Origin of the sequence: Streptosporangium sp. NPDC050284, assembly GCF_044459525.1 — a bacterium.
Lineage (GTDB): Bacteria > Actinomycetota > Actinomycetes > Streptosporangiales > Streptosporangiaceae > Streptosporangium.
The window spans coordinates 296,795-323,184 of record NZ_JBITIZ010000011.1 but is presented as its reverse complement, the minus strand read 5'-3'; the positions used below and the strand labels follow the sequence as shown (position 1 = coordinate 323,184).

At 69.2% G+C, this 26,390-nt stretch carries 26 protein-coding genes; 18 read left to right on the top strand and 8 right to left on the bottom strand.

What is annotated here, in order from left to right:
* Positions 1-93: 93 nt before the first annotated feature.
* The 7 genes from ACIBH4_RS26190 to pknB all read left to right on the top strand — a co-directional run bounded on the left by ACIBH4_RS26190 (position 94) and on the right by pknB (position 8,959).
* Entirely contained in the window at positions 94-834 is a 741-nt protein-coding gene (locus tag ACIBH4_RS26190) for a DUF3662 and FHA domain-containing protein (RefSeq protein ID WP_350942016.1), read from the top strand.
* Between the two features lie 17 nt (positions 835-851).
* Complete coding sequence (locus ACIBH4_RS26185) at positions 852-1,319, top strand: FHA domain-containing protein (protein ID WP_350942014.1); 468 nt, start codon at positions 852-854, stop codon at positions 1,317-1,319.
* On the top strand, positions 1,316-2,626 hold the full coding sequence (locus ACIBH4_RS26180; protein WP_362513447.1) for a PP2C family serine/threonine-protein phosphatase: 1,311 nt from the start codon (positions 1,316-1,318) through the stop codon (positions 2,624-2,626). The genes ACIBH4_RS26185 and ACIBH4_RS26180 overlap by 4 nt, the downstream gene beginning before the upstream one ends.
* 4 nt (positions 2,627-2,630) lie before the next feature.
* On the top strand, positions 2,631-4,010 hold the full coding sequence (locus ACIBH4_RS26175) for an FtsW/RodA/SpoVE family cell cycle protein (protein ID WP_362513444.1): 1,380 nt from the start codon (positions 2,631-2,633) through the stop codon (positions 4,008-4,010).
* A complete protein-coding gene (locus ACIBH4_RS26170) occupies positions 4,007-5,464 on the top strand; it encodes a penicillin-binding protein 2 (protein WP_362513441.1) in 1,458 nt (485 codons plus the stop codon). The genes ACIBH4_RS26175 and ACIBH4_RS26170 overlap by 4 nt, the downstream gene beginning before the upstream one ends.
* Entirely contained in the window at positions 5,461-7,002 is a 1,542-nt protein-coding gene (locus ACIBH4_RS26165) for a protein kinase (protein ID WP_362768685.1), read from the top strand. Before ACIBH4_RS26170 ends, ACIBH4_RS26165 begins: the two co-directional genes overlap by 4 nt.
* An 82-nt stretch (positions 7,003-7,084) precedes the next feature.
* The gene (gene pknB / locus ACIBH4_RS26160; RefSeq protein ID WP_362513434.1) at positions 7,085-8,959 is read left to right on the top strand and encodes a Stk1 family PASTA domain-containing Ser/Thr kinase; all 1,875 of its coding nucleotides are present in this window, start codon (positions 7,085-7,087) and stop codon (positions 8,957-8,959) included.
* Between the two features lie 230 nt (positions 8,960-9,189).
* Here the strand turns inward: pknB and ACIBH4_RS26155 are convergent, their stop codons facing one another.
* The 3 genes from ACIBH4_RS26155 to ACIBH4_RS26145 form a co-directional block, all read right to left on the bottom strand.
* On the bottom strand, positions 9,190-9,762 hold the full coding sequence (locus ACIBH4_RS26155) for a gamma-glutamyl-gamma-aminobutyrate hydrolase family protein (RefSeq protein ID WP_362513431.1): 573 nt from the start codon (positions 9,760-9,762) through the stop codon (positions 9,190-9,192).
* 126 nt (positions 9,763-9,888) lie between these two features.
* Complete coding sequence (locus ACIBH4_RS26150; RefSeq protein ID WP_362513428.1) at positions 9,889-10,047, bottom strand: hypothetical protein; 159 nt, start codon at positions 10,045-10,047, stop codon at positions 9,889-9,891.
* Positions 10,048-10,073: 26 nt separating this feature from the next.
* Positions 10,074-10,724 (bottom strand): class E sortase, encoded by a 651-nt coding sequence (locus ACIBH4_RS26145; RefSeq protein ID WP_362513425.1) that lies wholly within the window; start codon positions 10,722-10,724, stop codon positions 10,074-10,076.
* 211 nt (positions 10,725-10,935) lie between these two features.
* Here ACIBH4_RS26145 and ACIBH4_RS26140 point away from each other — a divergent pair, with 211 nt between their 5' ends.
* Positions 10,936-11,181, top strand: a complete 246-nt coding sequence (locus ACIBH4_RS26140; RefSeq protein WP_362513423.1) for a cell division protein CrgA — start codon at positions 10,936-10,938, stop codon at positions 11,179-11,181.
* A 50-nt stretch (positions 11,182-11,231) separates the two neighbouring features.
* Here ACIBH4_RS26140 and ACIBH4_RS26135 read toward each other — a convergent pair whose 3' ends face one another.
* On the bottom strand, positions 11,232-12,107 hold the full coding sequence (locus ACIBH4_RS26135) for a rhomboid family intramembrane serine protease (RefSeq protein ID WP_362513420.1): 876 nt from the start codon (positions 12,105-12,107) through the stop codon (positions 11,232-11,234).
* Between the two features lie 309 nt (positions 12,108-12,416).
* Complete coding sequence (locus tag ACIBH4_RS26130; protein WP_362513416.1) at positions 12,417-12,953, bottom strand: peptidylprolyl isomerase; 537 nt, start codon at positions 12,951-12,953, stop codon at positions 12,417-12,419.
* Positions 12,954-13,160: 207 nt separating this feature from the next.
* Here ACIBH4_RS26130 and ACIBH4_RS26125 point away from each other — a divergent pair, with 207 nt between their 5' ends.
* Both ACIBH4_RS26125 and ACIBH4_RS26120 read left to right on the top strand, forming a co-directional pair.
* On the top strand, positions 13,161-13,808 hold the full coding sequence (locus ACIBH4_RS26125; protein ID WP_362513413.1) for a hypothetical protein: 648 nt from the start codon (positions 13,161-13,163) through the stop codon (positions 13,806-13,808).
* A gap of 248 nt (positions 13,809-14,056) precedes the next feature.
* Entirely contained in the window at positions 14,057-15,148 is a 1,092-nt protein-coding gene (locus ACIBH4_RS26120; protein ID WP_362768688.1) for a hypothetical protein, read from the top strand.
* A gap of 362 nt (positions 15,149-15,510) precedes the next feature.
* Here the strand turns inward: ACIBH4_RS26120 and ACIBH4_RS26115 are convergent, their stop codons facing one another.
* Positions 15,511-16,047, bottom strand: coding sequence for a hypothetical protein (locus tag ACIBH4_RS26115; protein WP_362513407.1), 537 nt, complete (start codon positions 16,045-16,047; stop codon positions 15,511-15,513).
* 208 nt (positions 16,048-16,255) lie between these two features.
* On the opposite strand from ACIBH4_RS26115, the gene ACIBH4_RS26110 reads away from it, so the two are divergent.
* The 5 genes from ACIBH4_RS26110 (at position 16,256) to ACIBH4_RS26090 (ending at position 20,992) form a co-directional block, all read left to right on the top strand.
* Positions 16,256-16,924 carry a response regulator transcription factor gene (locus ACIBH4_RS26110; RefSeq protein WP_362513403.1) on the top strand — a complete coding sequence of 223 codons (669 nt, stop codon included), beginning with the start codon at positions 16,256-16,258 and terminating at the stop codon, positions 16,922-16,924.
* 1 nt (position 16,925) lies between these two features.
* On the top strand, positions 16,926-18,536 hold the full coding sequence (locus ACIBH4_RS26105) for an ATP-binding protein (protein WP_362768691.1): 1,611 nt from the start codon (positions 16,926-16,928) through the stop codon (positions 18,534-18,536).
* Between the two features lie 50 nt (positions 18,537-18,586).
* Positions 18,587-19,006, top strand: coding sequence for a Rieske (2Fe-2S) protein (locus ACIBH4_RS26100; protein WP_362513397.1), 420 nt, complete (start codon positions 18,587-18,589; stop codon positions 19,004-19,006).
* Between the two features lie 531 nt (positions 19,007-19,537).
* On the top strand, positions 19,538-20,431 hold the full coding sequence (locus ACIBH4_RS26095; protein ID WP_362768694.1) for a L,D-transpeptidase family protein: 894 nt from the start codon (positions 19,538-19,540) through the stop codon (positions 20,429-20,431).
* A gap of 315 nt (positions 20,432-20,746) precedes the next feature.
* Positions 20,747-20,992 (top strand): hypothetical protein, encoded by a 246-nt coding sequence (locus ACIBH4_RS26090; RefSeq protein ID WP_362768697.1) that lies wholly within the window; start codon positions 20,747-20,749, stop codon positions 20,990-20,992.
* A gap of 171 nt (positions 20,993-21,163) precedes the next feature.
* Here the strand turns inward: ACIBH4_RS26090 and ACIBH4_RS26085 are convergent, their stop codons facing one another.
* Complete coding sequence (locus ACIBH4_RS26085) at positions 21,164-22,129, bottom strand: serine hydrolase domain-containing protein (RefSeq protein WP_362513390.1); 966 nt, start codon at positions 22,127-22,129, stop codon at positions 21,164-21,166.
* A 249-nt stretch (positions 22,130-22,378) separates the two neighbouring features.
* Between ACIBH4_RS26085 and ACIBH4_RS26080 the strand changes: the two genes are divergently transcribed.
* Complete coding sequence (locus ACIBH4_RS26080; RefSeq protein ID WP_362513387.1) at positions 22,379-22,867, top strand: MarR family winged helix-turn-helix transcriptional regulator; 489 nt, start codon at positions 22,379-22,381, stop codon at positions 22,865-22,867.
* A gap of 74 nt (positions 22,868-22,941) precedes the next feature.
* Positions 22,942-24,387, top strand: a complete 1,446-nt coding sequence (locus ACIBH4_RS26075; RefSeq protein ID WP_362768700.1) for a DHA2 family efflux MFS transporter permease subunit — start codon at positions 22,942-22,944, stop codon at positions 24,385-24,387.
* Here ACIBH4_RS26075 and ACIBH4_RS26070 read toward each other — a convergent pair.
* Complete coding sequence (locus ACIBH4_RS26070; RefSeq protein ID WP_362513381.1) at positions 24,374-25,225, bottom strand: DUF72 domain-containing protein; 852 nt, start codon at positions 25,223-25,225, stop codon at positions 24,374-24,376. The genes ACIBH4_RS26075 and ACIBH4_RS26070 overlap by 14 nt on opposite strands.
* A 112-nt stretch (positions 25,226-25,337) precedes the next feature.
* Between ACIBH4_RS26070 and ACIBH4_RS26065 the strand changes: the two genes are divergently transcribed.
* A complete protein-coding gene (locus tag ACIBH4_RS26065) occupies positions 25,338-26,297 on the top strand; it encodes a superoxide dismutase (protein ID WP_362513378.1) in 960 nt (319 codons plus the stop codon).
* Positions 26,298-26,390 lie beyond the last annotated feature (93 nt).

Sequence of the window (26,390 nt, the reverse complement as noted above, 5' to 3'; positions counted from 1 at the left end):
CGGAAGCGGGCAGCTGGGTGCGAGAGAGCGAGGAACGAGCCAACGAGCCCCCAAGCGGCCGCGACCAGATAGACGGAGGAGGGGAGGTACCCGATGGGAGTCCTTCAGCGTTTCGAGCGGAGGCTCGAAGGCTTGGTCGAGGGGGCCTTTGCGCGGGCGTTCAAATCTGACCTTCAGCCGGTAGAGGTCGCCAGTGCGGTCCAACGGGAAATGGACGAGCGGGCGGCGATCGTCGCCCAGGGCCGCACTCTCGTGCCCAACGACTTCGTGGTCGAACTGTCCACGACCGACAGCGAGCGGTTGGAGGTCTACTCCGACAGCATCAGCCACGAGCTGGCCAACCTCGCCAGGGAGTACGCCAAGGAACAGGGCTACTCCTTCGTGGGACCGGTCAGGGTCCGCTTCGAGACGGCCGACGACCTCGCGGTCGGCCTGTTCCGCATCCGCTCGGGCGTGATCCGCGGCGCGACGGTCGAGCAGGACGAGATCCGCACCCCGGTGAGCGACGTGCCCCCCGCGCGGTCTCACGCCTTCGGGGGCCGCCCCCGCCTGCTGGTCTCCACCCAGGACGACCCGCAGGGCCAGCGGTCCTTCGATCTGACAACACCGGTGACCCTGCTCGGCAGGGGCACCGACTGCGATCTACGGCTGGTCGACCCGGGTGTGTCCCGGCACCACGCCGAGCTGCGAGTGGAGGGTCCCTTGGTCGCGCTCGTCGACCTCGGCTCCACGAACGGCACCTTCGTCAACGGCCAGCCGGTTCGCCGGGTCGAGCTCCAGAACGGCACTCGTGTGACGCTGGGGCGAACGACCCTGGTTTTCCGGCGCGATTAAAGGTAAACAGACGGTCCATGTCCGAGCTCACGCTGCTGCTGATCCGGCTCGCCTTCCTCGCGGTGCTGTGGTTCTTCGTGATTGCCGCGGTCGGTGTGATCCGGACAGACTTGTTCGGATCACGCACGGCCGCCGCCGTCCCCGCGCGCAAGGCCCCCAAGCCGGTGAAGCCCGCGGCCAAATCCAGAAAGGGGGAGCCACGGGAGATGATCGTTACCGGTGGCCCCCTCCAAGGCACCACCATTACCCTCTCGGAGACGCCCATCACCATCGGCCGGGCGAACGACGCGACGCTGGTAGTCAGCGACGACTACGCCTCCAGCCGGCACGCCCGGCTCTTTCCCCAGGACGGTCAGTGGATCGTGGAAGATCTCGGCTCGACCAACGGCACGTATCTCGACCGCTCCAAAGTCACCCGTCCGACTCCGGTGCCGCTCGGTGTTCCGATCCGCATCGGTAAGACCGTCATCGAATTGCGCAAATGACCATCGCACTCCGTTACGCCGCCCGCTCCGACGTCGGCCTCCTCCGCGAAGGCAACGAGGACTCCGCCTACGCCAGCGGCCGCCTGCTCGCCGTCGCGGACGGCATGGGCGGCCACGCACACGGCGAGGTGGCCAGCTCGGTCGCCATCGCCGCGATGTCCTCGCTCGACGTGGACGCCCAAGGGGGTGACCTGCTCAGCGCCATCGAGGCCGCGGTACGCGACGCCAACCGCAAGCTGCACGAGATGGTGGGCCGCGATCCCAGCCTCAAGGGCATGGGCACCACCCTCACCGCCATGCTCTGGTCGGGGACGAGGGTCGCCCTGGTCCACGTCGGCGACTCACGGGCCTACCTGCTGCGCGCCGGAGAGCTCTACCAGATCACGCACGACCACACCCTCGTGCAGTCACTGGTGGACGACGGCCGCATCACCCAGGACGAGGCCGCCACCCATCCACAGCGGTCGATCCTGCTGCGGGCGCTCGACGGCAGCGGTGAGGTCGACCCCGACCTGTCCCTGCGCGAGGCCCAGGTCGGCGACCGCTACCTGCTCTGCTCCGACGGCCTGTCCGGGGTGGTGAGCGCCGAGACACTGCACCACACGCTCTCCACGATCGAAGACCCGGAGGGGGTGGTCCGCACCCTCATCGACCTGGCCAACCGTGGCGGCGGTCCCGACAACATCACCTGCGTCCTCGCCGACGTGCTGGAGGTGGACGAGAGCCACGTACCGCGCACCGACGCGGCCGTGGTCGGCGCCGCGGGTTCCAGCATGCCGCGGTCGGAGCTGCCGGACACCCCCGCGGGTCGCGCCAGCGCGGTCACCATGCCGCAGCCCGTCATCTCCGACGACGACGACATCGACGAGCCGATCATCAGGGCCGCGGCCCGACCGGCCAAACGCCGCCGGCTGTGGCCTCTCCTGGCCGTGGCGGGCGGCGTCGTCGTCATCGGAGGCGGCCTGGGCTGGTATTTCGGCGGCCAGTGGCTGGAAGACCAGTACTTCGTGGGTGCCAAGGGCAACGAGATCGTGGTCTTCCAGGGCGTGAAGACCAACCTCGGCCCCTTCGAGCTCTTCGACGTGGCCCAGAGCACCGCGGAATCGATCACCTCCCTCGGAGCGTTCCAGCAGGGTCAGGTCCGCGACGGCATCCCCGTTCCCACCGTCGAAGCGGGCCTGAAGAAGATCGAAGAGCTGAAGTCGTCCGCGGCCAAAGCCGACCGGAAGGAAGAGCCGACCGCGTCCCCGAGCGCCTCCGCGTCCTCCGCGCCCGCCAGGGCTCCCGAACCCACAAGGTCACAGTAGACACATGAGCACCCCTAGCGCCGAGCCGGTCCCGCTTCCCGCCAAACGGCGGGTGGCCCAGTTGGCGATGCTCGCATTCGCGGTCGCCATCGTGATGCTGGCGTACGCCAACGTGGGGTTGGCCCTCGACAATCAGATCCCATCGGGAATGCTCACCTACGGCCTCGGCCTGGGTGGCCTCATGCTCGCCGCCTACCTGGTCCTGGCGAAGTTCGCCCCCTGGGCAGATCCACTGATTTTGCCGCTGGTGACGCTGGTCAACGGCATCGGGCTGGTGGTCATCTACCGCCTTGAGGCGTCCGGCATGCCGGGGGCCTCGGCCACCACCCAGCTGCTGTGGACCGCCGTCGGGGTCGTCATGTTCTCCCTGACGCTGATCGTGCTGCGCGACCACCGCGCGCTGCAGCGTCTGACCTACACCATGGGCGCCGTCGGCCTGGTCCTGCTGATCGCTCCGCTGCTGCCTCTCATCGGCCATTCGGAGAACGGCGCGACCATCTGGATCAAGATCGCCGGCTTCACCCTCCAGCCCGCGGAGTTCACCAAGCTCGCCCTGGTCATCTTCTTTGCCGGCTACCTGGTCGCCAAGCGCGACGTGCTCGCCCTGGCCGGGCGGCGACTGCTCTTCATCGACCTGCCCCGGGCCCGCGACCTGGGACCGGTCCTCATCACCTGGGGCCTCAGCCTGGGCGTGCTGATCCTGCAGAAGGACCTCGGTTCCTCGCTGCTGATCTTCGGCACGTTCATCGCGATGCTCTACATCGCCACCCAGCGCACCTCGTGGGTGCTCATCGGCATCCTGCTCTTCGTCGGCGGCGCGGTCCTGGCGGGGCTCATCTTCGACCATGTCGCGGCCCGCTTCGAGGTCTTCCTCGACCCGGAGAATCCTGCGCTGTACGACCGCGAGCTCGGCGGCAGCTTCCAGCTCATGCAGGGACTGTTCGCGATGGGGCAGGGCGGTGTGCTCGGCACCGGGCTCGGCCAGGGGCATCCCAACCTCATCCCGCTCGCCTTCTCCGACTTCATCTTCACCGCCGCCGGCGAGGAGCTCGGCCTCACCGGGCTGATGGCCCTGCTGATGGTCTACGCCCTGCTGGTCGAGCGCGGCCTGCGCACCTCGATCGCGGCCCGTGAGCCGTTCTCCAAGCTGCTGGCGGGCGGCCTGTCGTTCATCCTCGCCTGGCAGGTCTTCATCATCGTGGGCGGCGTGACCAACCTGATCCCGCTGACCGGCCTGGTCACCCCGTTCATGTCCCAGGGCGGATCGGCACTGCTGGCTAACTGGATCCTTATCGCGCTGCTGGTACGCATGTCGGATACGGCGAGGAAGCCTCCGCCCCAGGCCATCCAGGACGAAGGAATGACGCAGGTGTTCCAGCGATGAACGGTCCCCTCAAGCGCGCCGCCTTTGCCTGCCTGCTCATGTTCGGCCTGCTCATGATCAACGTGAACTACCTGCAGGCCGTACGGGCGGAGGATTTGCGCGACGACTCGCGCAACACGCGAAACTTCTTCGCACGGTACGAGGTCGAGCGCGGTCGCATCACCGCCGGCGACAAGATCCTCGCCGAATCGATCGACACCGGCGACTCCGAGTTCCGCTTCCAGCGGCGCTATCCCGAGGGCAAGGTCTACGCGCCCATCACCGGCTTCTTCGCGCCGGAAAGCGAGCGCGACATGGAGCGGGCAGAGAACAGCCTGCTCGACGGGAGCAGCGCCGACCTGCTGATCCGGCGCAGTATCGACCTGTTCACCGCCAAGCAGACCAAGGGCGCCAACGTCGACCTGACGATCAACCCCAGGGCGCAGGAGGCCGCGTACAAGGCGCTGGGCGAGAGCGGCAAGAAGGGCGCGCTGGTCGCGATCGAGCCGAAGACCGGGGCGATCCTCGCGATGGTCTCGATCCCCACCTACGACCCCAACCCCCTGTCCAAGCCCAGCAAGGCCGAGGTCAACAAGGCCTACAACAAGCTGAGCGACGACGACGACCAGCCGCTGCTCAACCGGGCCATCGAGCGCACCTATCCGCCGGGCTCGACCTTCAAGGTGGTCACCACCGCCGCATACCTGGAGAGCGACGACACGGTGGGCCCGGAGACCCAGGTCGACGCCCCGCAGCGGCTCGATCTGCCCGGCACCACCGCCGACCTGCCCAACTACGGCGGTGCGGCGTGCGGGGCCGGGCGGGTGACGCTGTCGTTCGCGCTGGAGAAGTCCTGCAACACCCCGTTCGGCAAGATCGCGATGGACCTCGGCTACGACGCGCTGCGCGAGCAGGCGCTCAAGTTCGGCATCGGCGGCGACCCGATCGAGATCCCGCTGCCGGTCGCGGGCAGCGGGATCGGCCCCGAGGAGGACCAGGCGGCCCTCGCCCAGGCCTCGATCGGCCAGCGCAGCAACCAGATGACCCCGCTGCAGATGGCCATGGTCGCCGCCGGCATCGCCAACAACGGCGTGGTCATGAAGCCGTACCTGGTGGACAAGATCGCGGACGCCGAGGGCGGCGAGATCGAGAGCGCCGACCCCGACGAACTGGACACCGCGATGAGCGAGGACAGCGCGCGCAAGCTCCAGGAGATGATGGTCAACGTCGTCAACAAGGGCACGGCGAGCGCGGCGCAGATCCCAGGGGTGACGGTCGGCGGCAAGACCGGCACCGCCGAGACCGCGAGGGGCCGTGACCCGCACGCGTGGTTCATCTCCTTCGCCCCCGCCGAGGACCCCAAGGTCGCCGTCGCACTGATCGTCGAGTCCGGGAGCGCCGGCAGCGACGCCTCCGGTGGTCAGACCGCCGCCCCGATCGCCAAGAGCGTGATGGAAGCGGTGCTGGGTAGATGACCGCGTTGCTCGGGGGCCGATACCGCCCGCTGGGGCGGATCGCGTCGGGCGGCATGGGTGAGGTGTGGCGGGCCAAGGACGAGCTCCTCGGCCGCGAGGTCGCCGTGAAGCTGCTGCGTCCGCACGTGGCGGAGGATCCGGCCTTCCGCCTGCGGTTCCGCTCCGAGGCGCGCATCGCGGCCGGGCTGTCCGATCCCGGCATCGCGCAGGTCTTCGACTACGGCGAGGGTGAGGGCGTCGCCTACCTGGTGATGGAGCTGGTGCCGGGACAGTCTCTCGCCGGCATCCTGGCACGCGACGGCGCGCTGAGCCCCGAGATCACCCTCGACGTGGTCCGCCAGACCGCGATGGGCCTGCACGCCGCGCACCGCGCGGGGATCATCCACAGGGACATCAAGCCCGGGAACCTTCTGGTGACCGAGGCGGGCGTGATAAAGATCACAGACTTCGGCATCGCGCGAGCCATGGAGGCAGTGCCGGTCACCCAGACGGGCATCCTGATGGGCACCGCGCAGTACGTCAGCCCCGAGCAGGCGTCGGGCGAGCCGCTCACGGCCGCCACCGACATCTACTCGCTCGGGGTGGTCGCCTACGAGTGCCTGGCCGGCCGGCCGCCGTTCCGCGCCGACACGCAGGTGGCGATCGCCCTCATGCACATCGGCGAGCCGCCGCCGCCCCTGCCGTCGAGCGTCCCTCCCGCGGTTCGCGAACTGGTCATGGCGTGCCTGGCCAAGGACCCGCTGCGGCGCCCGGCCGGTGCCAGGGAGCTGTCGGAGCGGGCGGACATGCTGCTCGACGCGCTGACCTCCACCGGTTCCACCGGTCTCGGCATGCTCACCGACCCGGTGGGCTGGCGCGCGGAGCCCGCGAGCGAGTGGCCTCAGGAGGTCACCTCCGCCCTCGCCGTCCCTCCCCGGCCCGAGTCCGGCCCTGGGACGGGTTCGGGTGCCGGAGCGGGAGCGGGTGCCGGAGCGGGAGCGGGAGCGGGTGCCGGAGCGGGAGCGGGTGCGGGTTTCGGGGCCGGTCAGGGCGGGGGTCCCGGTCCCGGGTCCGGTCACGGGTCCGGGACCGGCGCGGGCGCGAACGGGGTGTCCGGGGCGGGCACCGCTCCGGTGCGCGGGCGCCGCGGCCTGCGCAGGAAGACGGTGATCGCCGCCGCGGTCGCGGGGTGCGCCGCCGCGGTCGGGCTGGGAGCCCTCGCGGTCCACGAACTGACGAACCAGCCCGGTGACAGCGAGCCGGGAGAGCCGGTCGTACGGTCGAGCCCGGCCACCAGGTCGCCGACGGCCAGACCGTCGGAAACCAGGTCTCCGACGAGCAGACCGCCGCTCTCGCCGACGAACTCGGCCCGCCCTTCTGTCACGCCGTCGGCTACGGTAAGCACATCGGCCACGCCCACCGTAAGGCCGAGTACGTCGCCACCGCCCAGCCCCAGCCCGACGCCCAGCCCGACACCCAGCCCGACGGTGACACCGAGCCCCACACCGAGCCCGACTCCTGAACCCGGTGACACAGAGCCACCGAACGAGGAGACGTGATGCGGCAACGGGTCGATGATGGACACCGGTGGCCCAAGAGCTCACCGGCACCCAAGATGAACGGTAAGGGACAGTGCAGGAAATGACTCAGCCCCGACGCCTCGGCGATCGCTACGAGCTTGACGGCGTCGTCGGGCGTGGCGGCATGGCCGAGGTCTATCGCGCCCGAGACATCCGGCTGGATCGGATCGTCGCCATCAAGACCCTCCGCGCGGACCTGGCCAGGGATCACATCTTCCAGGCGCGCTTCCGCCGGGAGGCGCAGTCGGCCGCGTCACTGAACCACCCGTCCATCGTCGCGGTCTACGACACCGGCGAGGACGTCTCCGAGGGCGCGCCGGTGCCCTACATCGTGATGGAGTACGTCGACGGCCGCACGCTGCGCGACCTGCTGCGAGCCGACCGGCGGCTGATGCCCGAGCGCGCCGCCGAGCTGGTCGACGGGATCCTGCGGGCGCTGGACTACAGCCACCGCGGCGGCATCGTCCACCGTGACATCAAGCCCGCGAACATCATGATCACTCGCAACGGCGACGTGAAGGTGATGGACTTCGGCATCGCCCGCGCGATGGCCGACTCGGCCGCGACCATGACGCAGACCGCCCAGGTGATCGGGACCGCCCAGTACCTCTCGCCGGAGCAGGCGAGGGGCGAGCGGGTCGACGCCCGCAGCGACCTCTACTCCACCGGCTGCGTGCTGTACGAGCTGCTGACCGGGCAGCCGCCGTTCACCGGTGACTCCCCGGTCGCGATCGCCTACCAGCACGTGCGCGAGGACCCGATCCCGCCGTCGCAGATCGACCCCGACATCCCGCCGTGGGCCGACGCCATCGTGCTCAAGGCGATGGCGAAGGACCCTGCGCACCGCTACCAGAGCGCAGGGGACATGCGGGCCGACATCCAGCGGGCGATGTCCGGCATCCCGACGGACGCCCAGACGATGGCCCTGAGCGCCAACAACGAGTACGGCTCGGCCACCCGGACGATGATGCAGCCGCCCGGCCCCGGCGGCCCCGCCACCCAGCGCACCACCGCCGTCCCCCCTTACGAGTACGGCGAGGAGGGCGGCGGCGGGCGCACCGGCGGAGGCGGGGGCGGCCGACGCCGGCAGCAGAGCGGCGGGAACACCGCGGTCAAGACCGCGGCGTGGATCCTCATCCCGCTGCTGATCATCGGTGCCTTCATCGGCGTCGGCGTCATGTTCCTCAGCTCGCCCGGCGATCCCACCGTCTCGACCAAGGTGACGATCCCGCAGTTGGTCTCGCAGACCGAGGAGGCGGCGACCAAGAAGCTGGCCGAGCTCGAACTGAAGGTGAAGACGGTCCAGGAGTACGACGAGGAGATCCCGAAGGGGTCGGTGATCGAGACCGATCCCGCGGCCGACACCGAGGTCGAGAAGGGCACCGAGGTGACGCTCAAGGTCTCCAGGGGCGTCGAGAAGGTCGAGGTGCCCTCCGTGCTCAACATGACCACGGAGGAGGCCAAGCAGGTCCTTGAGGATGCCGGCTTCAAGGTCAGCGTGCAGACCAAGGCATCCAGCCGCAAGCAGGGAATCGTCTTCGAGACCGTGCCCGAGGCGGGCAAGAAGGCCAACAAGAACAGCACCGTCCGGATCTACGTCCCGAAGGAGGCGATGGAGGTCCCGTCCGTGGTGAACCTCACGGTTGAGGACGCCACGAGGGCGCTCAAGGAGGCGGGCTTCAAGGCGAAGATCTCCGAGCAGCCGAGCGACCTGCCCAAGGGCACCGTGCTGAGCCAGTCTCCCGAGGCGGGCAGCAAGTATCAGCCGGGGACGACCATCACGCTGATCGTGTCGAGCGGGGCGCCGCCCCAGCCGACCGAGCAGCCGACCTACCCCGACGAGCAGCCGACCGTTCCCGACGACCAGCCGGATGAGACGCCCACGGATCCCGATGAGGGCACGATCTTCGACGAGGCGCCCGGTGACGAGTTCTGATCTGAGCACCTGACCGGATCATCCGATGAAGGCCCTCGCGACCGCGGGGGCCTTCGTCGTTTCCCGTCCTCCGACTCGGCTCCCGCTGGGAAGCATCCGAACGGGAAAGGCCCTGAAGGCGGGGAGGTCCGGAACACAGGTGAGCCCTGAAACGGGGAAGAGCCCTTCCGCCACTCGGGGGCGATGGCGGAAGGACTCTCACTGGTCAATCGTCCAGGATGGGTTCCGCGTTACAACAATCTTTCCAGCCAGTTTCCGAGCAGTTGACGACCGTGTTCCGAGATCACCGATTCGGGGTGGAACTGCACGCCCTCGACGGGGGCGGTACGGTGGCGCAAGCCCATGATCACACCGTCCTCGGTGGTCGCGGTGACCTTGAGGACCTCGGGAAGCGTCCCTGGCAGGACCGCCAGCGAGTGGTAGCGCGTCATGGTCACCGGGGACGGCAGGCCGGCGAAGACGCCCTGCCCGTCGTGCTCGATCGCGCTGGTGCGGCCGTGCACCAGTTCGGGGGCCCGCGCCACGGTCGCCCCGTGGGCGACGGCGATGGCCTGATGTCCCAGGCAGACTCCGAGGAGCGGGATGCCGTGGGCCTCGCAGTAGCCGACGAGCGGGACGCTCACCCCGGCGTCCTCGGGGGTGCCGGGGCCGGGGCTGATCAGGACCCCGTCGAAGCCACGGGTGTCCTCGACCGCGACCCGGTCGCGCGGGCGCACGTCGCAGGTGGCACCGAGTTCGCGGAGATACTGAACGATGGTGTGGACGAAGCTGTCGTGGTTGTCGACGACGAGGACCCGGCTCATCGGCCCACGACGGTCGAGGCGACGCGGTTCATCGGGCCCTGGGCGGTCAGGAGCGTCCCGTTCATAGGGCCACGGCGCACAGGAGGGACACGGTTCGTCGGCCCACGCCGGTCGGTAGGGCGCGGTTCATCGGCCCACGGTGGTCAGGTCGAGGGAGATGCGAGGTTCGATCCAGGGAAACACGACATACCAGAGTACGGCCGCGACCAGCCCGACCAGCACCAGGGTGGCGAACACCCTGGTCACGAGGTTGCCGGGAAGCATCCGCCAGATCCAGCCGTACATGAGACCCACCTTCCTTCCGATCTTGGTCACCCGGGCCGTACGGGGTGGTTCTCACGGCCTTCCAGCTCGCCGGAGACGATGAGGCGCTGGGCGGCCGAGTACTCCGGGTGGCAGGTGGACAGGGTGATCAGCGCTCTGTCCGGCTCGCGGCCCGGCCGGTCGGGGACCGGGGCGATCACGCCGATCTCGGTGGGGTCGACGACCCGTTTGCCGGTGACGCGGTAGGTGTAGCGGGTCTCGCGGGTGTCGACCAGGATGGGATCGCCCCTGCGGAGCTCGTCGATACGGTTGAAGGGAGCGGCGTAGGTGGTCCGATGGCCCGAAAGTACGAAATTACCGATTTTTCCTGGCATAGCGGTTCCTGGGTAGTGCCCAGGGCCCATCCTCAGCCGATCCTGGTCGACGCCCTCCACGATGGCGTACCGGTAGTCGTCGCCGAGCCTGGGGATCGTCAGCATCGCCACCGCACCACCCAGCCGGACCGGCCAGGCCGCCCTGTCCCGCCGATCCCCTGCCTTTCCACCCGGCGGGGCTTCCGCCAGGAGTTCCTCACGCAGCAGCGCCTGCTGCTCGGCGGTGTAGGAGCCCGTGCCCCACAGCAGGTAGGCGCAGAAGAGAAGGACGACCAGCCCCGCGGTGAGGCTGAGGTCGCCCAGAGCCCTCAGCGCTGCTCTCATGGGGGCAGGGTAGTGAAGGGAAAGGCCGCCGCGGCGAGCCGGATCACGGGCCCGGCATAACATTTGCCACAGGATGGTGCCCTGTGGAATCGCCACGGCCCACCTGCGCCGACTATCCTTACACGGAACTTCACCCACTAGCGACTACGCTCACCGACACGGCCTGCGCACGATCCGGATCGCGCAGGGTTGACGCAGGAGAAGAACCTCAGTGCCCAAGCCCAAGACTCGTAAGAAGCCGGTCTACACCCCGCCGCAGACGTCACAGCAGATCAAGGTCAGCCCGCGCTGGCTGGCGCCGGTCATGGTGACCTGCTGGATCGTCGGAATCCTGTGGATCGCCGTCTACTATGTGGCGCCCACCGCGCCCCTTCTCGGCGACCTCCAGAACTGGAATCTGCTGGTCGGGTTCGCGTTCATCATCCTCGGGGTGGTCCTGTCCACTCGGTGGCGCTAGCTTTTCCACAGGGATTGTCCACACCCTGGGGAAGCATCAGGGTGTGGAGATCAACCGAAGATCCCGAGCTCGGCCTGGACGGCGAACGGTGGCAGCCCCAGCACCATCGCGACCAGGACGACCAGCATCATCGCGCAACCTCCCCATTGGATCGCGCTGCGGTTTCTGGCGGGGGCGAAGGCGAAGATCACGGCGACCAGGGTGCCGGCGATCAGGCCACCGAGATGCCCCTGCCAGCTGATGCCGGGGATCACGAAGGTGATCACGGCGTTCGCGCCGATCAGCCAGAGCACGCCCTGGGCGTTGTAGCCGAGCCTCCTCGCGAGCACGAACAGCGCGCCGAACATGCCGTAGATCGCGCCCGAGGCGCCGACCGCGGCGATGCCGAACAGGTAGATCGCGACGGACCCGCCGAGCGCGGAGAGAAGATACAGCGTCAGGAACCTGGCTGACCCGAGGCGCCGTTCCAACTCGGGGCCGATGACGTAGAGCGCCCACATGTTGAACAGGATGTGGGTCAGTGCCCAGCTTGAGCCACCCAGCGGCTGGTGCAGGAACGCACCGGTGATGAGGCGCCACCACTCGCCCTGATAGCCGACCTCGTAGGCGTTCATCGTGAAGTTGGCGAGTACCCAGTTGGTGTTCACGGTCTCGACGGCGTACGCCAGGACGTTGACGATCAGCAGCGTCCAGGTGACCCGGGGGGTGGTGACCGCCCGGCCGCCGAAGACCGCCTGCGCCTGCCGCATGCCCCTGTTGCCCTCGTTCACGCACTCGGGGCACTGGAAACCCACCGAGGCGTCGCGCATGCAGTCGGGGCAGATGGGACGTTCACAGCGCTGGCAGCGGACGTAGGTCTCACGTTCCGGGTGCCGGTAGCAGGTGGGGACAACGGTGTTGGGCTCGTTGGACGGCTGGGTGGTCATGTGTGTGGCTGGCCCCTTCGAGCGTGCTGTTATCCACAGACTGCCAGCCTATTCACGATCCCGAGCGCCCGTGCACCCGCGAACGGCGACCGGGCCACACCGGGCGAAGCCCAGGTCGAGGTGAGACGGCCTCGGACGAGCGGGTCCGAGGAACGGCGCGGGCCCAAAGGACGGCGTGGAAAGAACCGCGGCGAGGACCGAAGCGAGGCTGCCTCGGACGGGCGAGTCCGAGGACGGGGCCGGAGGAGCCGGACGAGGGTGTGCGGGAACGCGAACGGCGGCCTCCGACGGAGGCCGCCGAGCATGAGATCAGCTCTGGACGCGCTCGATGGTCACCGACTCCAGGACCACGGGCTCCGTGGGACGGTCACGGGCGTCGGTGTCGGTCTTGGCGATGGCGTCGACGATGTCCTGGCCCTCGATCACCTCACCGAAGATGGTGTGCTTGCCGTTCAGGTGCGGCGTGGGCACCACCGTGATGAAGAACTGCGAGCCGTTGGTGCCGCGGCCGAACTGGACACCGGCGTTGGCCATGGCGAGCAGGTAAGGACGGTTGAAGTAGAGGTCCGGGTGGATCTCGTCGTCGAACTTGTAACCCGGGCCGCCGACGCCCTGGCCCAGCGGGTCGCCACCCTGGATCATGAATCCCGAGATGACCCGGTGGAAGATCGTGCCGTCGTACAGTTTGGCGGTGGACTTCTGGCCGGTCTCCGGATGCACCCACTCGCGGGTGCCCTCGGCGAGCTCGACGAAGTTTCTCACGGTCTTGGGCGCGTGATCCGGGAAGAGCTGGACCTTCACGCTGCCGCGGTTGGTGTTGAGGTTCGCGATCAACTTCTCAGCCATGATCGGACTGCCCCCTTCAGGTCGTAGGCAATACCTGAGCAACGTATTGCTTTTGTGGCACTTTGACGATTTCGGCCGTGGCCGCATCCCCAAGCATCCTCCCACGGGCCGTCATGATTGAGCCGCCTTCGAGCGGGAAGGGGTGGCGACGGGGCCCCAACGAATGGGGAGGTTGTTGTGCCTCTAGCACTGTTTGGAAAGCGCCACATGAAGATCGTGGCACCGGAAAGGCGGCTGCGCCACGTGAAGGCTCAGGCCGTCCGAGCCGCGGATCGGGTCGGCCCAATGGCCAGTCATGCCCGTGACGCGGCGAGTCAGCACGCACATGACGTAGCCCTTCAGGCTCGCGACGTGGCCGGTCAAGCTCGTGAGATGGCCGGTCAGGCCCGTGAAGCGGCCGGCCAGGCCCGCGGCGTGGCGAGCGAGAAGATCATCGTGGCACGTGGGTGGGCGGCACCGAGGCTTGACGCCGCTGCGCACTCGATCGAGGAGCAGCTCGCGCCGAGACTCAGCGCCGCGCTGTCCCAGGCCGCCGCGAGGATCGATCCCACTCCTGTGAAGTCCAGGAAAACACCGATGTTCCTGCTGTTCACGGGCATCGCGATCGCTGCGGCGGGCTACGTTCTGTACCGCAAGAACGCCGACCAGTGGGCGGACACTCTGAAGGAGAGCGCCTCCGACGCGTCCCAGTGGGTGGGGCAGAAGACGGAGGCGGTGGCCGGAAAGGCCTCCGGCGCGGTGGATGACGCCGTGAAGAAGGCCGAGGAGGTCGGTGCCAAGGTCACCGACAAGGCTGCCGACACCAAGGCGGAACACGCGTCGCACACGTCGCAAACGCCGAAGAGAACCCCTTAGGGGTTGGGGCGCGCCTCTCGGATGACCGGGCTCCCGCTCGGCACCCGGACACGGCGCGCAACCGATCACGGCGTACGACGTCGGCAGAAAGTACGGCCCGCACCGCGAAGGTGCGGGCCGTACTTTCGTGTGGCGGCCCATCGGGCGTGTTTCCGCGCGGCACCCCGTTGATCGAACTTCCGGGTGGCGCCCCATTGACCGATCACCAAGCGCTTGTTAGAACGTGTTCCCCGGCCCAAGGAGCACCGATGACGCTGTCGCCCCTCGACGACCATCCCGTACACCAGTCGTCCGAGGTGATGCGGCACGTCACGACGTCGGACCGCAACTTCTACGACCGGTACTACTTCAACTGCCACGCCGGATCCGACGAGCTGATGCTCATCATCGGCCTCGGCCAGTATCCCAACCTGGGGGTCACCGACGCGTTCGCCTGCGTACGCCACCGCAACCTGCACCGCGTGGTCAGGGCCTCCCGGGAGCTCGGCGACGACCGGATGGACACGAGGGTCGGCCCGTTCAGGGTCGAGGTGATCGAGGGACTGCGACGGCTGCGGGTGGTGCTCGACCCCACGGAGCACGGCCTGTCCTTCGACCTCACCTGGGAGGGCACCGTGCCGGCCACGCTCGAACCCCGGCACTTCCTGCGCCGGCAGGAACGCGTGGTGTTCGACTCCTCCCGGATGGCCCAGACCGGCCGGTGGACCGGGCACATCCTGATCGGCGACGAGCGCGTCGAGGTCACCCCCGACCACTGGCAGGGCACCCGCGACCGCTCGTGGGGCATCCGCCCCGTCGGTGAGCCCGAGCCCCCGGGCATCCAGGCGCGCAACGCGGGGACTTTCTACTGGCTCTACACGCCTGTCCAGTTCGACGACCACGCCATCCTCTGCATCATCCAGGAGGACGAGAAGGGCCGCCGGGTGCTGGAGGAGGCGGTGCGCGTGTGGGGGTTCGGGTCCGCGCGGGAGGGTGAGGAGGAGTATCTCGGCCGTCCCGAGTATCGCCCGACGTACGTGGACGGCACCCGGGAGGTGCGCGAGGCGACGATCTCCTTCTCCCCGCCGGGCGGGAAGCCCTTCGACCTGCACTGCGTCCCGATTCTCCCGGTGCACCTGATGGTGGGCACCGGATATGGCCTGGAATCGGATTGGAAGCACGGCATGTACCAGGGTTCCCACCCGGTGGTCCAGGGCGTCACCCACACGCTGCCCGAGGACGCCCCGAAGATGTGGGGCATGGTCGACGCGGTCGGCCGCTTCGAGTACGACGGCCGGATCGGCTACGGGTTGTACGAGTACTGGGCCCTGGGCCCGCACCCGTCCTTCCCCGAGGACTGAACACCGCGTCCCCTTCAGAGGGTCTTCCATCGCTCGGAGCCCGTTCTTCCCGGCTCCGAGCCCGTGCGTCGGAAGACCTTCACCGGAGGGTGAGCCGCGCCGTCCCCTGTACGGCGCGGACTCCCGGGTCGGTCCCGCGATCCCGCGCGGTCGTCCCCGGTGGCTCTGTGGTCCGGTGGCTCTGTAGCCCGGTTACTCCGTGACCTGATGACCCTGTGGCCCGGTGGCCACGGACCGGTCAGGCCTCCCGGATCGCCTCCGAGCCGGCTGCGAACCGGCCGGGCCATTCCCGCACGGATGTCCCGGCCGGTTCGCAGGTCTTTGCGGGGACGCCTCTCCGCTTGCGCGGCGTCCCCGCGAGATCACTTCTCCTCGGCCTTCATGACGCAGGTGACGGTGGGCACGTCGCCCTCCGAGAACTTCTGCGCCACCCTCACCTCGGTGACCGCGTCCCCGTCGGGGACGGGCACGGCCGTGGAGAGTGTGGCCGCCTCGCCGGACCTCTGCGCCCCTGCGGGAACGGCCGGCACGGCCATGACCGTGACGTCCTCGGGCAGGGCGGAGGGATCCGCGGCCGGCTTCGCCTTCCTGATGTCCTTGGTGATCGTGACGCGACCTGCTTCGGCCTTCCTGACCTCACCGGTCTCCCCGAGCGGCGGGACGGGAACGGCGGGCACCGCGAGAGCGGCTCCGCCCTTCTCCAGTTCCTTACGCTCGGCCTCGGTGAGCGTGCGCGTCGTCAGGCTTATCCGGCCGCCGCCCTCGCAGTCGACGCGCAGCGCGACACCATCCTTGGGAAGGGGAACGGGGGTGGGTGTGTCGGCACTGGCGGCCCCGGTCAGCGTGGCCATCAGAGCACCCGCGGTCACCACGGCGGCGGCGAGCATGCGAATACGCATGTGTTTCTCCTTGTCAGACGGATCGATGTCGGACGGATCGACGGGTCGGGCGGATCGATGGGGCAGGCGGATCGACGAACGAATCGGCGAGCGGACCGGCCCGCCGTTCCGGAGGCCACAGCTTCCCGCCCGCTGCCTGAACCCAGGCTGAAGGCGCCGGAAGTCATCTTCAGGTTGGCTTTAGGCGCGGTACGGCAGTCTGAGCGGCATGCGCGTGCTGCTGGTTGAGGACGAGAAACGCCTGGCTCATCTCCTGAAGGAAGGGCTGGCAGGCGAGGGGTTCGCCGTCGACGTCGCGTACGACGGGCGCGACGGCCTGTGGATGGCGACCGAGAACCCGTACGACGTGATCGTGCTCGACGTCATGCTGCCCCGGATGAACGGCTACGCCGTCTGCGCCAAGCTCCGCGACGCGGAGAACTGGACGCCGATCCTGATGCTGACCGCCAAGGACGGGGTGCACGACGAGGCCGAGGCCCTGGACACGGGCGCGGACGACTTCCTGTCCAAACCGTTCTCCTACGTGGTGCTGCTGGCCCGGCTGCGCGCGCTGGTGCGCAGGGGCGGCGGGGCGCGGCCGGTGTCCATCGTGGTCGGCGACCTGACCATCGATCCGGCGGGGCTCCGCTGCCGCCGGGGCGACACGGCGATCTCTCTCACGCCCAAGGAGTTCGCGGTCCTGCACGGCCTGGCGCGCAGGCAGGGGGAGGTCGTCTCCAAGAGCGAGCTGCTCGCCCAGGCGTGGGACTTCTCCTACGACGGCGACCCGAACATCATCGAGGTCTACGTCAGCGCGCTGCGCCGCAAGATCGACGCTCCGTTCGGCCGCTCGTCACTGGTGACCGTGCGCGGCGCCGGCTACCGGTTGGAGGCCTGAGATGACATCACGTCTTTCCGTACGGCTCCGGGCGACCCTCGCGGCCACCGCGATCGTCGCGGTGGCGCTGGGGGTGGCGTCGGCGGTGCTCGTCGGCGTGCTGACGGGGAGCCTCACGCGCAGCGCCTCCGACGAGGCCGCCCGTCGCGCCGTCGCGACCGCCGACGTCCTCACCGGTGGCACGGTGATGCTCGACGTTCCGACGATCGACGTCACGCGGGTCGCCGTTCCCGCGACGGCCGTGGCGAGGGCCGACGCTCCGTCGGCCACCGTGGTGACCGTCACAGGAACGGCGGCCGGGGTTCTTCGACATTCGGAAACGACCCTTCTCGATCCCGACATCAAGATTTTCACGCACCCCGTACGGCCGACTTCGGCGGTCGCGGTCCCGCCGTTCAAGGGAAAGAGCACAGCGTCACCCCCGGAGGCGGTCATGAGGGGCACGGCGGACGAGCTGTCACCCCCTGCGGCGGCGAAGGGCACAGCGGACGAGGCGTCGCCTCCGGAGGCGGCCGTGAGGGGCACGGCGTCACCCTCGGAGGCCGCCGAGGGCACGACGGGCAAGACGTCACCCCCCGCGGTGGCCCTGCGGAGTGTGGCGGGCGCGCCGGCGTTCCAGCTCGCCGAGCCGGCGCCATGGGCGTCCGGCGGCTCCTTCGCCCTCGCCACGATGCCGGTGGACACCGCGAACGGCACGTTGTTCGTGCAGGCCAGGGCATCGATGGAGCCCACGGTGGACGCCCTGAGGTCCCTGCGCGGCCTGCTGCTTCCCGGCATTCCCGCGTTGCTTCTGCTGGTCGCCGTCCTGACCTGGATCACCGTCGGCCGGGCGCTGGCACCGGTCTCGGCCATCCGCGCCGAGGTGGCCGACATCACCGCGAACGACCTGCACCGGCGGGTCCCCGTACCGAGATCGCGCGACGAGATCGCCCGCCTCGCCGAGACCATGAACAGCACACTCGACCGGCTCGAACTGGCCGTCGGCCGGCACAAGCGCTTCGTCGCCGACGCGGCCCATGAGCTCCGCAGTCCGCTCGCCATCCTGCGGACCCGCCTGGAGCTGGCCCAGCCGGGGCCGCTCGCGGCCGAGGCGCTGACCGACGTGGAGCGGATCCAGGCGCTCACCTCCGATCTCCTCCTGCTCGCCCGCCTGGACGCCGGTGAACCCGCCTGCCACGAGGAGGTGGATCTCGGCCAGGTGACCGCCGAGGAGGCGACCAGGTCGAGGCCCAGGCCGGAGGTCAAGGTCACGCTGGAGGTGGCGGCCGACACCGTGGTCATGGGCTCCGCCGGGCAGCTGCGCCGCCTGGTGGCCAATCTGGTGGACAACGCCGTACGCCACGCGAGTTCCACGGTCGCCGTCCGGCTGGCCACGGACGGCGGCGAGGCGGTGCTCGACGTGCGCGACGACGGGCCGGGCATTCCCGCCGAGCACCACGAGGCGGTCTTCGACCGCTTCACCCGGCTGGACGAGGCCAGGGACAGGGACGCGGGCGGTGCGGGGCTCGGGCTCGCCATCGCGAGGGATATCGCGGTACGGCACGGTGGGAGCCTGCGCGTCGCGGGGAAAGATCGCGAAGCCTGGCTACAGGCCCGTTTTCCTGTGATATGAACCACGCAAGTGATCTATCACGGAGCCCTTCACTCCCCAGGAGGCCCACCATGCCCGCCCCAACCCGTCGCCTGATGATCTTCCGAGGTCTCGCGGGCGGCGCCGCCGCCGTGATCGCGTCGGCCGCCACGTGGGTACGCCCCGCCCAGGCGTCCTCGGAGACCCAGGAGTCCGAGGAGACCGCCGGTCCCATCCTCGCCAGGACGAGCGGCATCCCCGTCGGCGGCGGCCGGATCATCAAGGGAACGTGGGTGGTCACCCAGCCGGTGAAGGGCACCTTCCGTGCCTTCAGCGCGAAGTGCACGCACCAGGGCTGCACCGTCGCCACCATCCGCGGCGGGACCATCAACTGCCCCTGCCACGGCAGCAAATTCAGGATCGCCGACGGCTCGGTGGCCAGAGGCCCCGCCAAGCAGCCGCTGGCCCGCAGGAAGATCAAGGTCTCCAAGGGGATCATCAGGCTGAGCTGACCGCCCGGCCTCAGGCGTGGCCGGCCGGAGCGCGCGAGCGAGCCGAACGGAGCCGGAGCAGCCGGATGGGCGAACCGGACCGATGACCTCCCCGGACGTCGGCGAAGGTTTCACGTGAATCAATACGCTTCGCCCGGAGGCCAGGACGGTCTCGGCGGATCGCACCCGCTCCCGAGGGACAGGAGATGTCACTCCGGGGGCGGGATATCCGATGACCGCACGGCCACAGGAGACCCGGAGGCCGCCGTGGGAGCTCTCGCTCGGTAAGAGTCATCCGGTGTCCGCGCGGCGACGGGAGACACTCGGCTTCCGCGCTCGTGGCCGGGCGGCCCGCCATACGCGTACCCGGTGAACGTTTTCCGAAATACCTTGTCGATATCACCACATAACGCCACCGGGAAATATATACGTATTTACCCGGGAAAACTCGCCCGAGATAACCCGTGAATCGCATGCGGATGTACAAGTCTCACTCTCCGGCAAGTAATGTCAAAGGGTTGATCGCGCCTCACCGCGGATAGACGTCACACCATGCGAGGCACAGTCAGACGTTCCCTGATCACCGGCACCGTCTTCGCCCTGGCCACAACCCTCCCCTTCGGCATCGCGCCCGCCGTGGCCGACCCCACCCCCGACTCCCGGCACCTCCCACTGCCGGATCAATTCACGGTCCTCAGAACAGGCAGCAGGGGAATAGAGGTGCACAACGCGAAGAAAAGACTCAAGGATCTGGGATTTTTCCCGGGAAACCTCAGCCCTCTGTACGACTCCGCTCTGCGAATGACCGTATGGGCATTCCAGAAGGCGAACGGATTGAAACCCGTCGACAGAATCGACCTACCGACCTGGCAGGCCCTCCTGCGCCCTCGCCGGATCAGGCCCCTGGTGACGTACGCGGAGCGGGAAAGGGCCGAGATCGATCTGCGGCGCCAGCTCCTCATCGCGTGGAGAGACGGGAAACCCGTGCTGGTGACCCACATCTCCACCGGCGCCCGCAGGCCGTACTGCGAGAAGGGCCACTGCGGGTTCGCCTCGACCCCGGTCGGCGACTATCGGGTGGGAGTGCGGGTCCCCGGCTGGTCCACGGGGATCCTGGGGGCGATGTTCTATCCCGTCTACTTCAACGGCGGCATCGCGATCCACGGTTCCACCCTCGTCCCCCGCTTCCCCGCGTCCCACGGGTGCGTCCGGGTCCCGCTGCACAACGCCCTCGACCTCTATCGGTTCCTTCAGCCGGGGACTCCCGTGTACGTCCGCCGCCCGGAGGCTCTCACCGGACGTGCGATGAGGGTTCGCGGGGAGCGACGTCCGCGAATCCCGAAGGCACGACCTGTCGAGGCTCCGCACCGCTCGTACAAGAACTCCTCGCGTCCAGGGCGCTCCACCGGCCACCGGACGGGAGGTGACGCCGGTGGCCATCGGTGACCGTACGGGCGCACCGGATCCGGGAGATCGCGCCCACGTGGGCGCGGACGCCTGCGACAAGCCGTGCGGGCCTGGCCCGGCTCGCAGTGCGCACTCGCGTGGGCGCGGACGCCTGCGACAAGCCGTGCGGGCCTGGCCCGGCGGTGCGCATTCACCTGCGCGCGGACGCCTGTGACGAGCCGTGCGGGCGCCCCGCGCCGGTTTCGCCGCGAAAATCCCGGCCTGTACGCCGATCGAGCCGATCTCGAGGGCTTAGAACCGACGCCCCGAGGTGATGATGAGGATGTCGGCAGATCATTCCGAAGGGCGTGCATCGTGATACCAACCATGATCCTGTTCGGCCTGGTCTTCGGACGCTGGTGGCGCGCCTCCCTCCTCGCCGCCGCCGTGTTCTGGCCGGTGGTGCTCCTCGCCGGCGACGCGATCGGGCTCGACGGGTCACTCATGACGGCGGCCGCGCTGGGAGTGCTCAACGTCTCCGCCGGGGTGGCGATCCACCAGAGCGTCCTGTGGATCGTCAGGAACACGATCACGCAGCGGCCGCGGACGAAGAACCCCTGACGCACTTCCCCGCGTGGAGGGACGCTGTCGCCTACATTCGACGCGCCTTCCGGTAGCCCGCACGGAGCCGTCCCGGCGGCGTGGTCAGGCGAGCCGATGGACCCCAATACGTCCCCGATTCCCCCATCACCTGGCGGCGTCCGGCAGTCGATATCGCCCGCGGGCGCGTCTTCATGACCTGATCCCCTCCAGGATCACCTCTTCGAGCACGATCGAGGTCATCGAGCGATCGCGCGTGTCGTACTGTCCTCCGGTGATGGCGACGACCAGGTCCAGCGCGGGCGCCACGTAGATCACCTGGCCGCCGTTGCCCGACCCTCCCTTCCACGTGTCGCCCGAATACCAGTGGTAGCCGTAGTGGAGGTCCTCGTCGATCCGCACGTGCGGGTGCAGGGCCGTCTTCAGCCAGGACGAGGGGACGACGTCGCCGCCCCCTTCGAGCACGAGTCGCCCGATCGCGAGAAGGTCGCGGGGGGTGAGCCGCAGCCCGGAGGCGGCCATCGCCGTCCCGTCCTCGCCGGACGACCACTCGAAGCGCGTGATGCCCAGCGGTTCGAACAGCCTGGCACGCGCGTAGTCCTCCACCGCCCGTCCGGTGCCCTTCGCGATGAGCCGCGCCACCAGCGCGGAGGCGCCTCCGCAGTATGACCACTTCCTGCCCGGCTCCTCCACGATCCGCTGCTCCAGGACGTAGCGGAAACGGTCGGGGGACAACTCCATCGCGATCTCGCTGTTCGCCGCGCTTGTGTAGGGGACGCTCTCGTCCCACTCCAGGCCGAGCGTCATGGTGAGGGCGTGCTCGACCGTGAGCGCTGCGCGCCGGGGATCCTGTGAAAGGTCCGAATACTCGGGGAAGTGCCGGAGCAGTGGCTCGCGCGGCTCCGGCACCTCGCCGTCGGCCAGGGCGATGCCGTACAGGAGGCCGACGACGCTCTTGGTGATCGAGCGGAGGTCGTGGAGCGTGTCGGGCGTGAAGCGCACCGGGCCGAGCGGCTCGTTCAGCTTGAAGTCCTCGCCCTCGCCGTAGTGCTCAAGGATCACCTGGCCGTGGCGGACGGCGACCACGCCGTGGAGGTCGGGCACCCGGCCCTGCTTCACGGCCAGGGCGAGACGGTCGTTGAGTGTGTCGCTGCTCATGGTTCCGTTCTACGCCCTGCCACCGTGTCAGGATCAACCTCTCGTTGATCACGGTGCGCGTCGGAGGCCGCGGCCGTCACGCCCGCCGGCCACTGACCGTGCCTTTCTCACCTCGTTTCCGGCAGGCCCCCTTTGCCCGGCCGCGGACCGCGAAGGGACTTCGCCGATCGAACGCGGTCGGCCGGGCCCTGACGAGTGCGTCCGCTTGCGGATAATCCCGAACGGTACCGGTTGGCTATGGTAAGGAGCATGACCGCGATGGCACCCGCCCGTACCGAGCCGGATCTCTCTTTCCTGCTGGACCACGCCGGCCATGTCCTGAGGACCCGGATGGCGGCGGCGCTCGCCGAGATCGGGCTCACGGCACGGATGCACTGCGTGCTGGTCCACGCCCTGGAGGAGGAGCGCACGCAGATCCAGCTCGCCGAGCTCGGCGACATGGACAAGACCACGATGGTGGTCACGGTCGACGCCCTGGAGAAGGCGGGCCTCGCCGAACGCCGCCCGTCGAGCACGGATCGGCGGGCCCGGATCATCGCGGTCACCGAGAAGGGCGCGCAGGTCGCGCGGCAGAGCCAGGAGATCGTCGACGGCGTGCACAGGGCGACCCTGGGCGCTCTGCCGGGAGACGAGGGCGAGGTGCTCGTACGGGCCATGAAGCGCCTGGTGACGGGACATCTGGCCACCCCCGCGGAGGCGCCGCAGGGAGTCCGGCGGGCACGACAGCGCACAAAGTAGGTCCACAGAGGATCGTCTATAACAAAACCATCTGCTACGGTCTCTCCTGTTCCCCCTGAACAGGAGGCGACCCCATGTCGCGTACCGCACCTTCCCCACGCCCCGCCCGCACCGATACGTCTCCCTCGCGCTGGACGGCGCTCGCCGTGCTGTCCGCCACGATGTTGATGACGATCCTGGACGGCAGCATCGTGACCGTGGCGATGCCGACCATCCAGGCGGACCTGGGCTTCTCGTCCGCCGGGCTCAGCTGGACCGTCAACGCCTACCTCATCGCCTTCGGCGGGCTGCTCCTCCTCGCCGGCCGGCTGGGCGACCTCGTCGGCCGCAAGACCATGTTCCTCGCGGGGAACACGGTCTTCGCCGCCGCGTCGCTGCTGGCCGGAATGTCCACGGGGCCCGGCATGCTGATCACCGCCCGGTTCCTGCAGGGTGTCGGCAGCGCGATGGCCTCGGCGGTCGTGCTGGGCATCCTGGTGACGCTGTTCACCGAGCCCGGGGAGCGCGCGAAGGCGATCGGCGTCTTCAGCTTCACCGGCGCCGCCGGGGCCTCGATCGGCCAGGTCCTGGGCGGGGTCCTCACCGACGCGCTCAGCTGGCACTGGATCTTCTTCATCAACCTGCCGATCGGGCTGGTCACGATCGCGCTGGCGATCCGGGCGCTGCCGGGCGAGCGCGGGATCGGGCTCGCCGCCGGAGCCGACGTCCTCGGCGCCGTACTGGTCACCGGCGGGCTGATGCTGGGCCTCTACACCGTGGTCAAGATCGAGGAGTACGGCTGGCTCGCGGCCCGCACCCTTGGCCTCGGCGCGGTCTCGCTCGCCCTGCTCGCCGCGTTCTTCGTCCGCCAGGCGACCGCGAGAACCCCGCTGATGCCGCTGCGGATCCTTCGCTCGCGCAACGTGTCGGGCGCGAACCTGGCCCAGATCCTGACGCTGTCGGCCATGTTCGCCTTCCAGATCATCGTCGCGCTCTACATGCAGAGGGTCCTCGGCTACGGCGCCCTCGACACCGGCCTCGCGATGCTCCCCGCGGCGGTGGCGATCGGCGGCGTGTCCCTGTTCCTCTCCGCCCGGCTCAACACCCGTTTCGGTGAACGCGCCGTCCTGCTGGCGGGCCTGGTGCTCCTGTTCTGCGCGATGTGCTGGCTCACCCGCGTACCGGTGAACGCGAACTACGTCACCGACCTGCTCCCGGTGATGCTGCTCATCGCCGGCGGCGGGCTGGTGCTCCCGGCACTCACCACGCTCGGCATGTCCGGCGCGGGGGCCGACGACGCGGGCCTGGCCTCCGGGCTGTTCAACACCACCCAGCAGATCGGCATGGCCGTCGGCGTCGCGGTGCTGTCCACGCTGGCCGCCCGGCGTACCGAGGAACTGCTCTCAGCGGGAGAGAGCGCGGCCTCCGCGCTCACCGGCGGCTACCACCTCGCCTTCGGTGTCGCCGCCGCCCTGCTCCTCGCCGCCTTCACCGTCGCGCTCGTCGTGCTGCGGCAGCCCAGGCCGGTCAGAAAAGGGTGAGCGGCTCGGTGGGCATGGGCTCGGGCAGCGGCTCGACCTCCGGCAGCAGGGCCCGTACGTCGTCGTGGAAACGACGGGCGAGCGTGAGCGCGTCGGCGTTGTCGGGGGTGTGAACGAACACGGTCGGCGAGCGGCCCTCGCGCAGCCAGCCGGTGACCGTGCCGATCCAGTGCTGCCAGCCCTCGACCGTGCTCTCGGTGTCGTCCCTGCCGAGGTAGCGGACGATCGGCCGGTCGGTGAGGGCGACCGACCGGAGCGGCATGCGGGGCTTCCTCGACCACGCCTCCCGTTCGGTGTCGCTGGTCGGGGGGCTCCGGAAGAGCGTCGTGGTGTCGAAGGGCACCCACTCGGCGCCGACGCCGGCGAGAACCCCTTCGAGAAGCCGCGCGGACCGCGCGTCGTCGAAGAACGCGCGGTGGCGGACCTCGACGGCGTACCTGTGCGAACGAGGGAGCCGGTGAAGAAAGGCGGCCAGGGTGCCGACGTCGGTCGGGGCGAACGACCCCGGCAGCTGGATCCAGAGGGCGTGGGCTCGCGGCCCGAGTGGCTCGATCGTCTCCAGGAACGACCGGACCTCCTCGTCGACGCCGGTGAGGCGCCTCTCGTGCGTGATCGACTTCGGCAGCTTCACCACCAGGCGGAAGTCGGGCGCGGTCTGCCGCGCCCACGACTCCACCGTGCTCCTCGCCGGTGTCGCGTAGAACGTCGTGTTGCCCTCCACCGCGTTGCACCAGGTCGCGTAGGCCCGCAGGCGCTCTCCCGGCGGGAGCGGGTGGGGCAGGAAAGTCCCCTGCCATGACTTGAGGGTCCACATCGCGCATCCCACATGAAGCCGCATGACCTCGACGCTATCCAAGGACGGGGGTGAACCGGGCGTCGTACGTTAGATCCATCATCCGAGCGGGCATCCCGATAGACCATCGCATTCGCGACAGATGGGATGTTTCCCGATGAAGGCGATATTTATCGCGGCAGGGGTCCTGGCCGTGCTCGTGGCGGCCCTGCCCGCGGTCGCGGCCGAGACCGGATCCGGAATCGGCGCCTCCCCGGCCTCCGCCTCCTCCACGAAGCCGGCATATCCCACCGAGTTCTCCCTTCCCGACGGTTTCCAGCCGGAAGGGATCGCCATCGGCCCGGGGCCGTCCGCGTACTTCGGCTCGCGCGGGACCGGCGCGATCTACCGGGCCGACCTGCGCACGGGGAAGGGCCGGATCATCAATCCGGGACCCGGCACCCCGTCGCTCGGTCTCAAGGTCGACCCGCGCGGGCGGTTGTTCGTCGCCGGCGGCACGGGCGGCGACGCCCGCGTGATCGACACCCGCACCGGCAAGGTGCTCGCGAGCTACCGGCTCGCCACCGGCGCCGCGTTCGTCAACGACGTCGTGCTCACCCGCGACGCGGCGTACTTCACCGACTCGGCCAACCCCGTGCTGTACAGGCTGGCGTTCGGGCGCGGGGGAGCACTGCCGGCCCAGGCGGCGAAGGTTCCGCTGAGCGGGGACATCGTCTACACGACCGGCAACAACGCCAACGGCATCGCCCAGACCCCCGACGGCAGGGGCCTGCTCGTCGTGCAGTCCAACACCGGCAGGCTGTTCCGCGTCAACCCCTCGACCGGCGTCGCCACCCTGGTGGACATCGGCACCGAGTCCCTGGCAGGCGGGGACGGCCTGCTGCTGGAGGGCCGCACCCTCCACGTCGTACAGAACCGTTTGAACCTCCTCACGTCCCTCTCCCTGGACCGCGCCGCCACCTCCGGGAAGGTGGTCCGCAAACTCGTCGACGAACGCTTCGACGTCCCCACCACCGTCGCCTCCTTCCGCGACCGCCTCTATCTCCCCAACGCCCGCTTCACCACGACCCCCACCCCGACGACCCCGTACAACGTGGTGGCCGTCAAGGGGCACTGATCGTTCTTCTCGTGACCGCCCGCCGCTGATCGGCGTGCCCGCCCCTGCGGGCACGCCCTCGCACGTCCGCCGCACCGAGAAATCGGCCGCGCG

Excerpts from the sequence above, each read along its gene's own strand:
- ACIBH4_RS26190 (WP_350942016.1), top strand. The coding sequence starts at position 94 with ATGGGAGTCCTTCAGCGTTTCGAGCGGAGGCTCGAAGGCTTGGTCGAG.
- ACIBH4_RS26185 (WP_350942014.1), top strand. The coding sequence starts at position 852 with ATGTCCGAGCTCACGCTGCTGCTGATCCGGCTCGCCTTCCTCGCGGTG.
- ACIBH4_RS26180 (WP_362513447.1), top strand. The coding sequence starts at position 1,316 with ATGACCATCGCACTCCGTTACGCCGCCCGCTCCGACGTCGGCCTCCTC.
- ACIBH4_RS26175 (WP_362513444.1), top strand. The coding sequence starts at position 2,631 with ATGAGCACCCCTAGCGCCGAGCCGGTCCCGCTTCCCGCCAAACGGCGG.
- ACIBH4_RS26170 (WP_362513441.1), top strand. The coding sequence starts at position 4,007 with ATGAACGGTCCCCTCAAGCGCGCCGCCTTTGCCTGCCTGCTCATGTTC.
- ACIBH4_RS26165 (WP_362768685.1), top strand. The coding sequence starts at position 5,461 with ATGACCGCGTTGCTCGGGGGCCGATACCGCCCGCTGGGGCGGATCGCG.
- pknB (WP_362513434.1), top strand. The coding sequence starts at position 7,085 with ATGACTCAGCCCCGACGCCTCGGCGATCGCTACGAGCTTGACGGCGTC.
- ACIBH4_RS26155 (WP_362513431.1), bottom strand. The coding sequence starts at position 9,762 with ATGAGCCGGGTCCTCGTCGTCGACAACCACGACAGCTTCGTCCACACC.
- ACIBH4_RS26150 (WP_362513428.1), bottom strand. The coding sequence starts at position 10,047 with ATGTACGGCTGGATCTGGCGGATGCTTCCCGGCAACCTCGTGACCAGG.
- ACIBH4_RS26145 (WP_362513425.1), bottom strand. The coding sequence starts at position 10,724 with ATGAGAGCAGCGCTGAGGGCTCTGGGCGACCTCAGCCTCACCGCGGGG.
- ACIBH4_RS26135 (WP_362513420.1), bottom strand. The coding sequence starts at position 12,107 with ATGACCACCCAGCCGTCCAACGAGCCCAACACCGTTGTCCCCACCTGC.
- ACIBH4_RS26130 (WP_362513416.1), bottom strand. The coding sequence starts at position 12,953 with ATGGCTGAGAAGTTGATCGCGAACCTCAACACCAACCGCGGCAGCGTG.
- ACIBH4_RS26125 (WP_362513413.1), top strand. The coding sequence starts at position 13,161 with ATGAAGATCGTGGCACCGGAAAGGCGGCTGCGCCACGTGAAGGCTCAG.
- ACIBH4_RS26120 (WP_362768688.1), top strand. The coding sequence starts at position 14,057 with ATGACGCTGTCGCCCCTCGACGACCATCCCGTACACCAGTCGTCCGAG.
- ACIBH4_RS26115 (WP_362513407.1), bottom strand. The coding sequence starts at position 16,047 with ATGCGTATTCGCATGCTCGCCGCCGCCGTGGTGACCGCGGGTGCTCTG.
- ACIBH4_RS26110 (WP_362513403.1), top strand. The coding sequence starts at position 16,256 with ATGCGCGTGCTGCTGGTTGAGGACGAGAAACGCCTGGCTCATCTCCTG.
- ACIBH4_RS26105 (WP_362768691.1), top strand. The coding sequence starts at position 16,926 with ATGACATCACGTCTTTCCGTACGGCTCCGGGCGACCCTCGCGGCCACC.
- ACIBH4_RS26100 (WP_362513397.1), top strand. The coding sequence starts at position 18,587 with ATGCCCGCCCCAACCCGTCGCCTGATGATCTTCCGAGGTCTCGCGGGC.
- ACIBH4_RS26095 (WP_362768694.1), top strand. The coding sequence starts at position 19,538 with ATGCGAGGCACAGTCAGACGTTCCCTGATCACCGGCACCGTCTTCGCC.
- ACIBH4_RS26085 (WP_362513390.1), bottom strand. The coding sequence starts at position 22,129 with ATGAGCAGCGACACACTCAACGACCGTCTCGCCCTGGCCGTGAAGCAG.
- ACIBH4_RS26080 (WP_362513387.1), top strand. The coding sequence starts at position 22,379 with ATGACCGCGATGGCACCCGCCCGTACCGAGCCGGATCTCTCTTTCCTG.
- ACIBH4_RS26075 (WP_362768700.1), top strand. The coding sequence starts at position 22,942 with ATGTCGCGTACCGCACCTTCCCCACGCCCCGCCCGCACCGATACGTCT.
- ACIBH4_RS26070 (WP_362513381.1), bottom strand. The coding sequence starts at position 25,225 with ATGCGGCTTCATGTGGGATGCGCGATGTGGACCCTCAAGTCATGGCAG.
- ACIBH4_RS26065 (WP_362513378.1), top strand. The coding sequence starts at position 25,338 with ATGAAGGCGATATTTATCGCGGCAGGGGTCCTGGCCGTGCTCGTGGCG.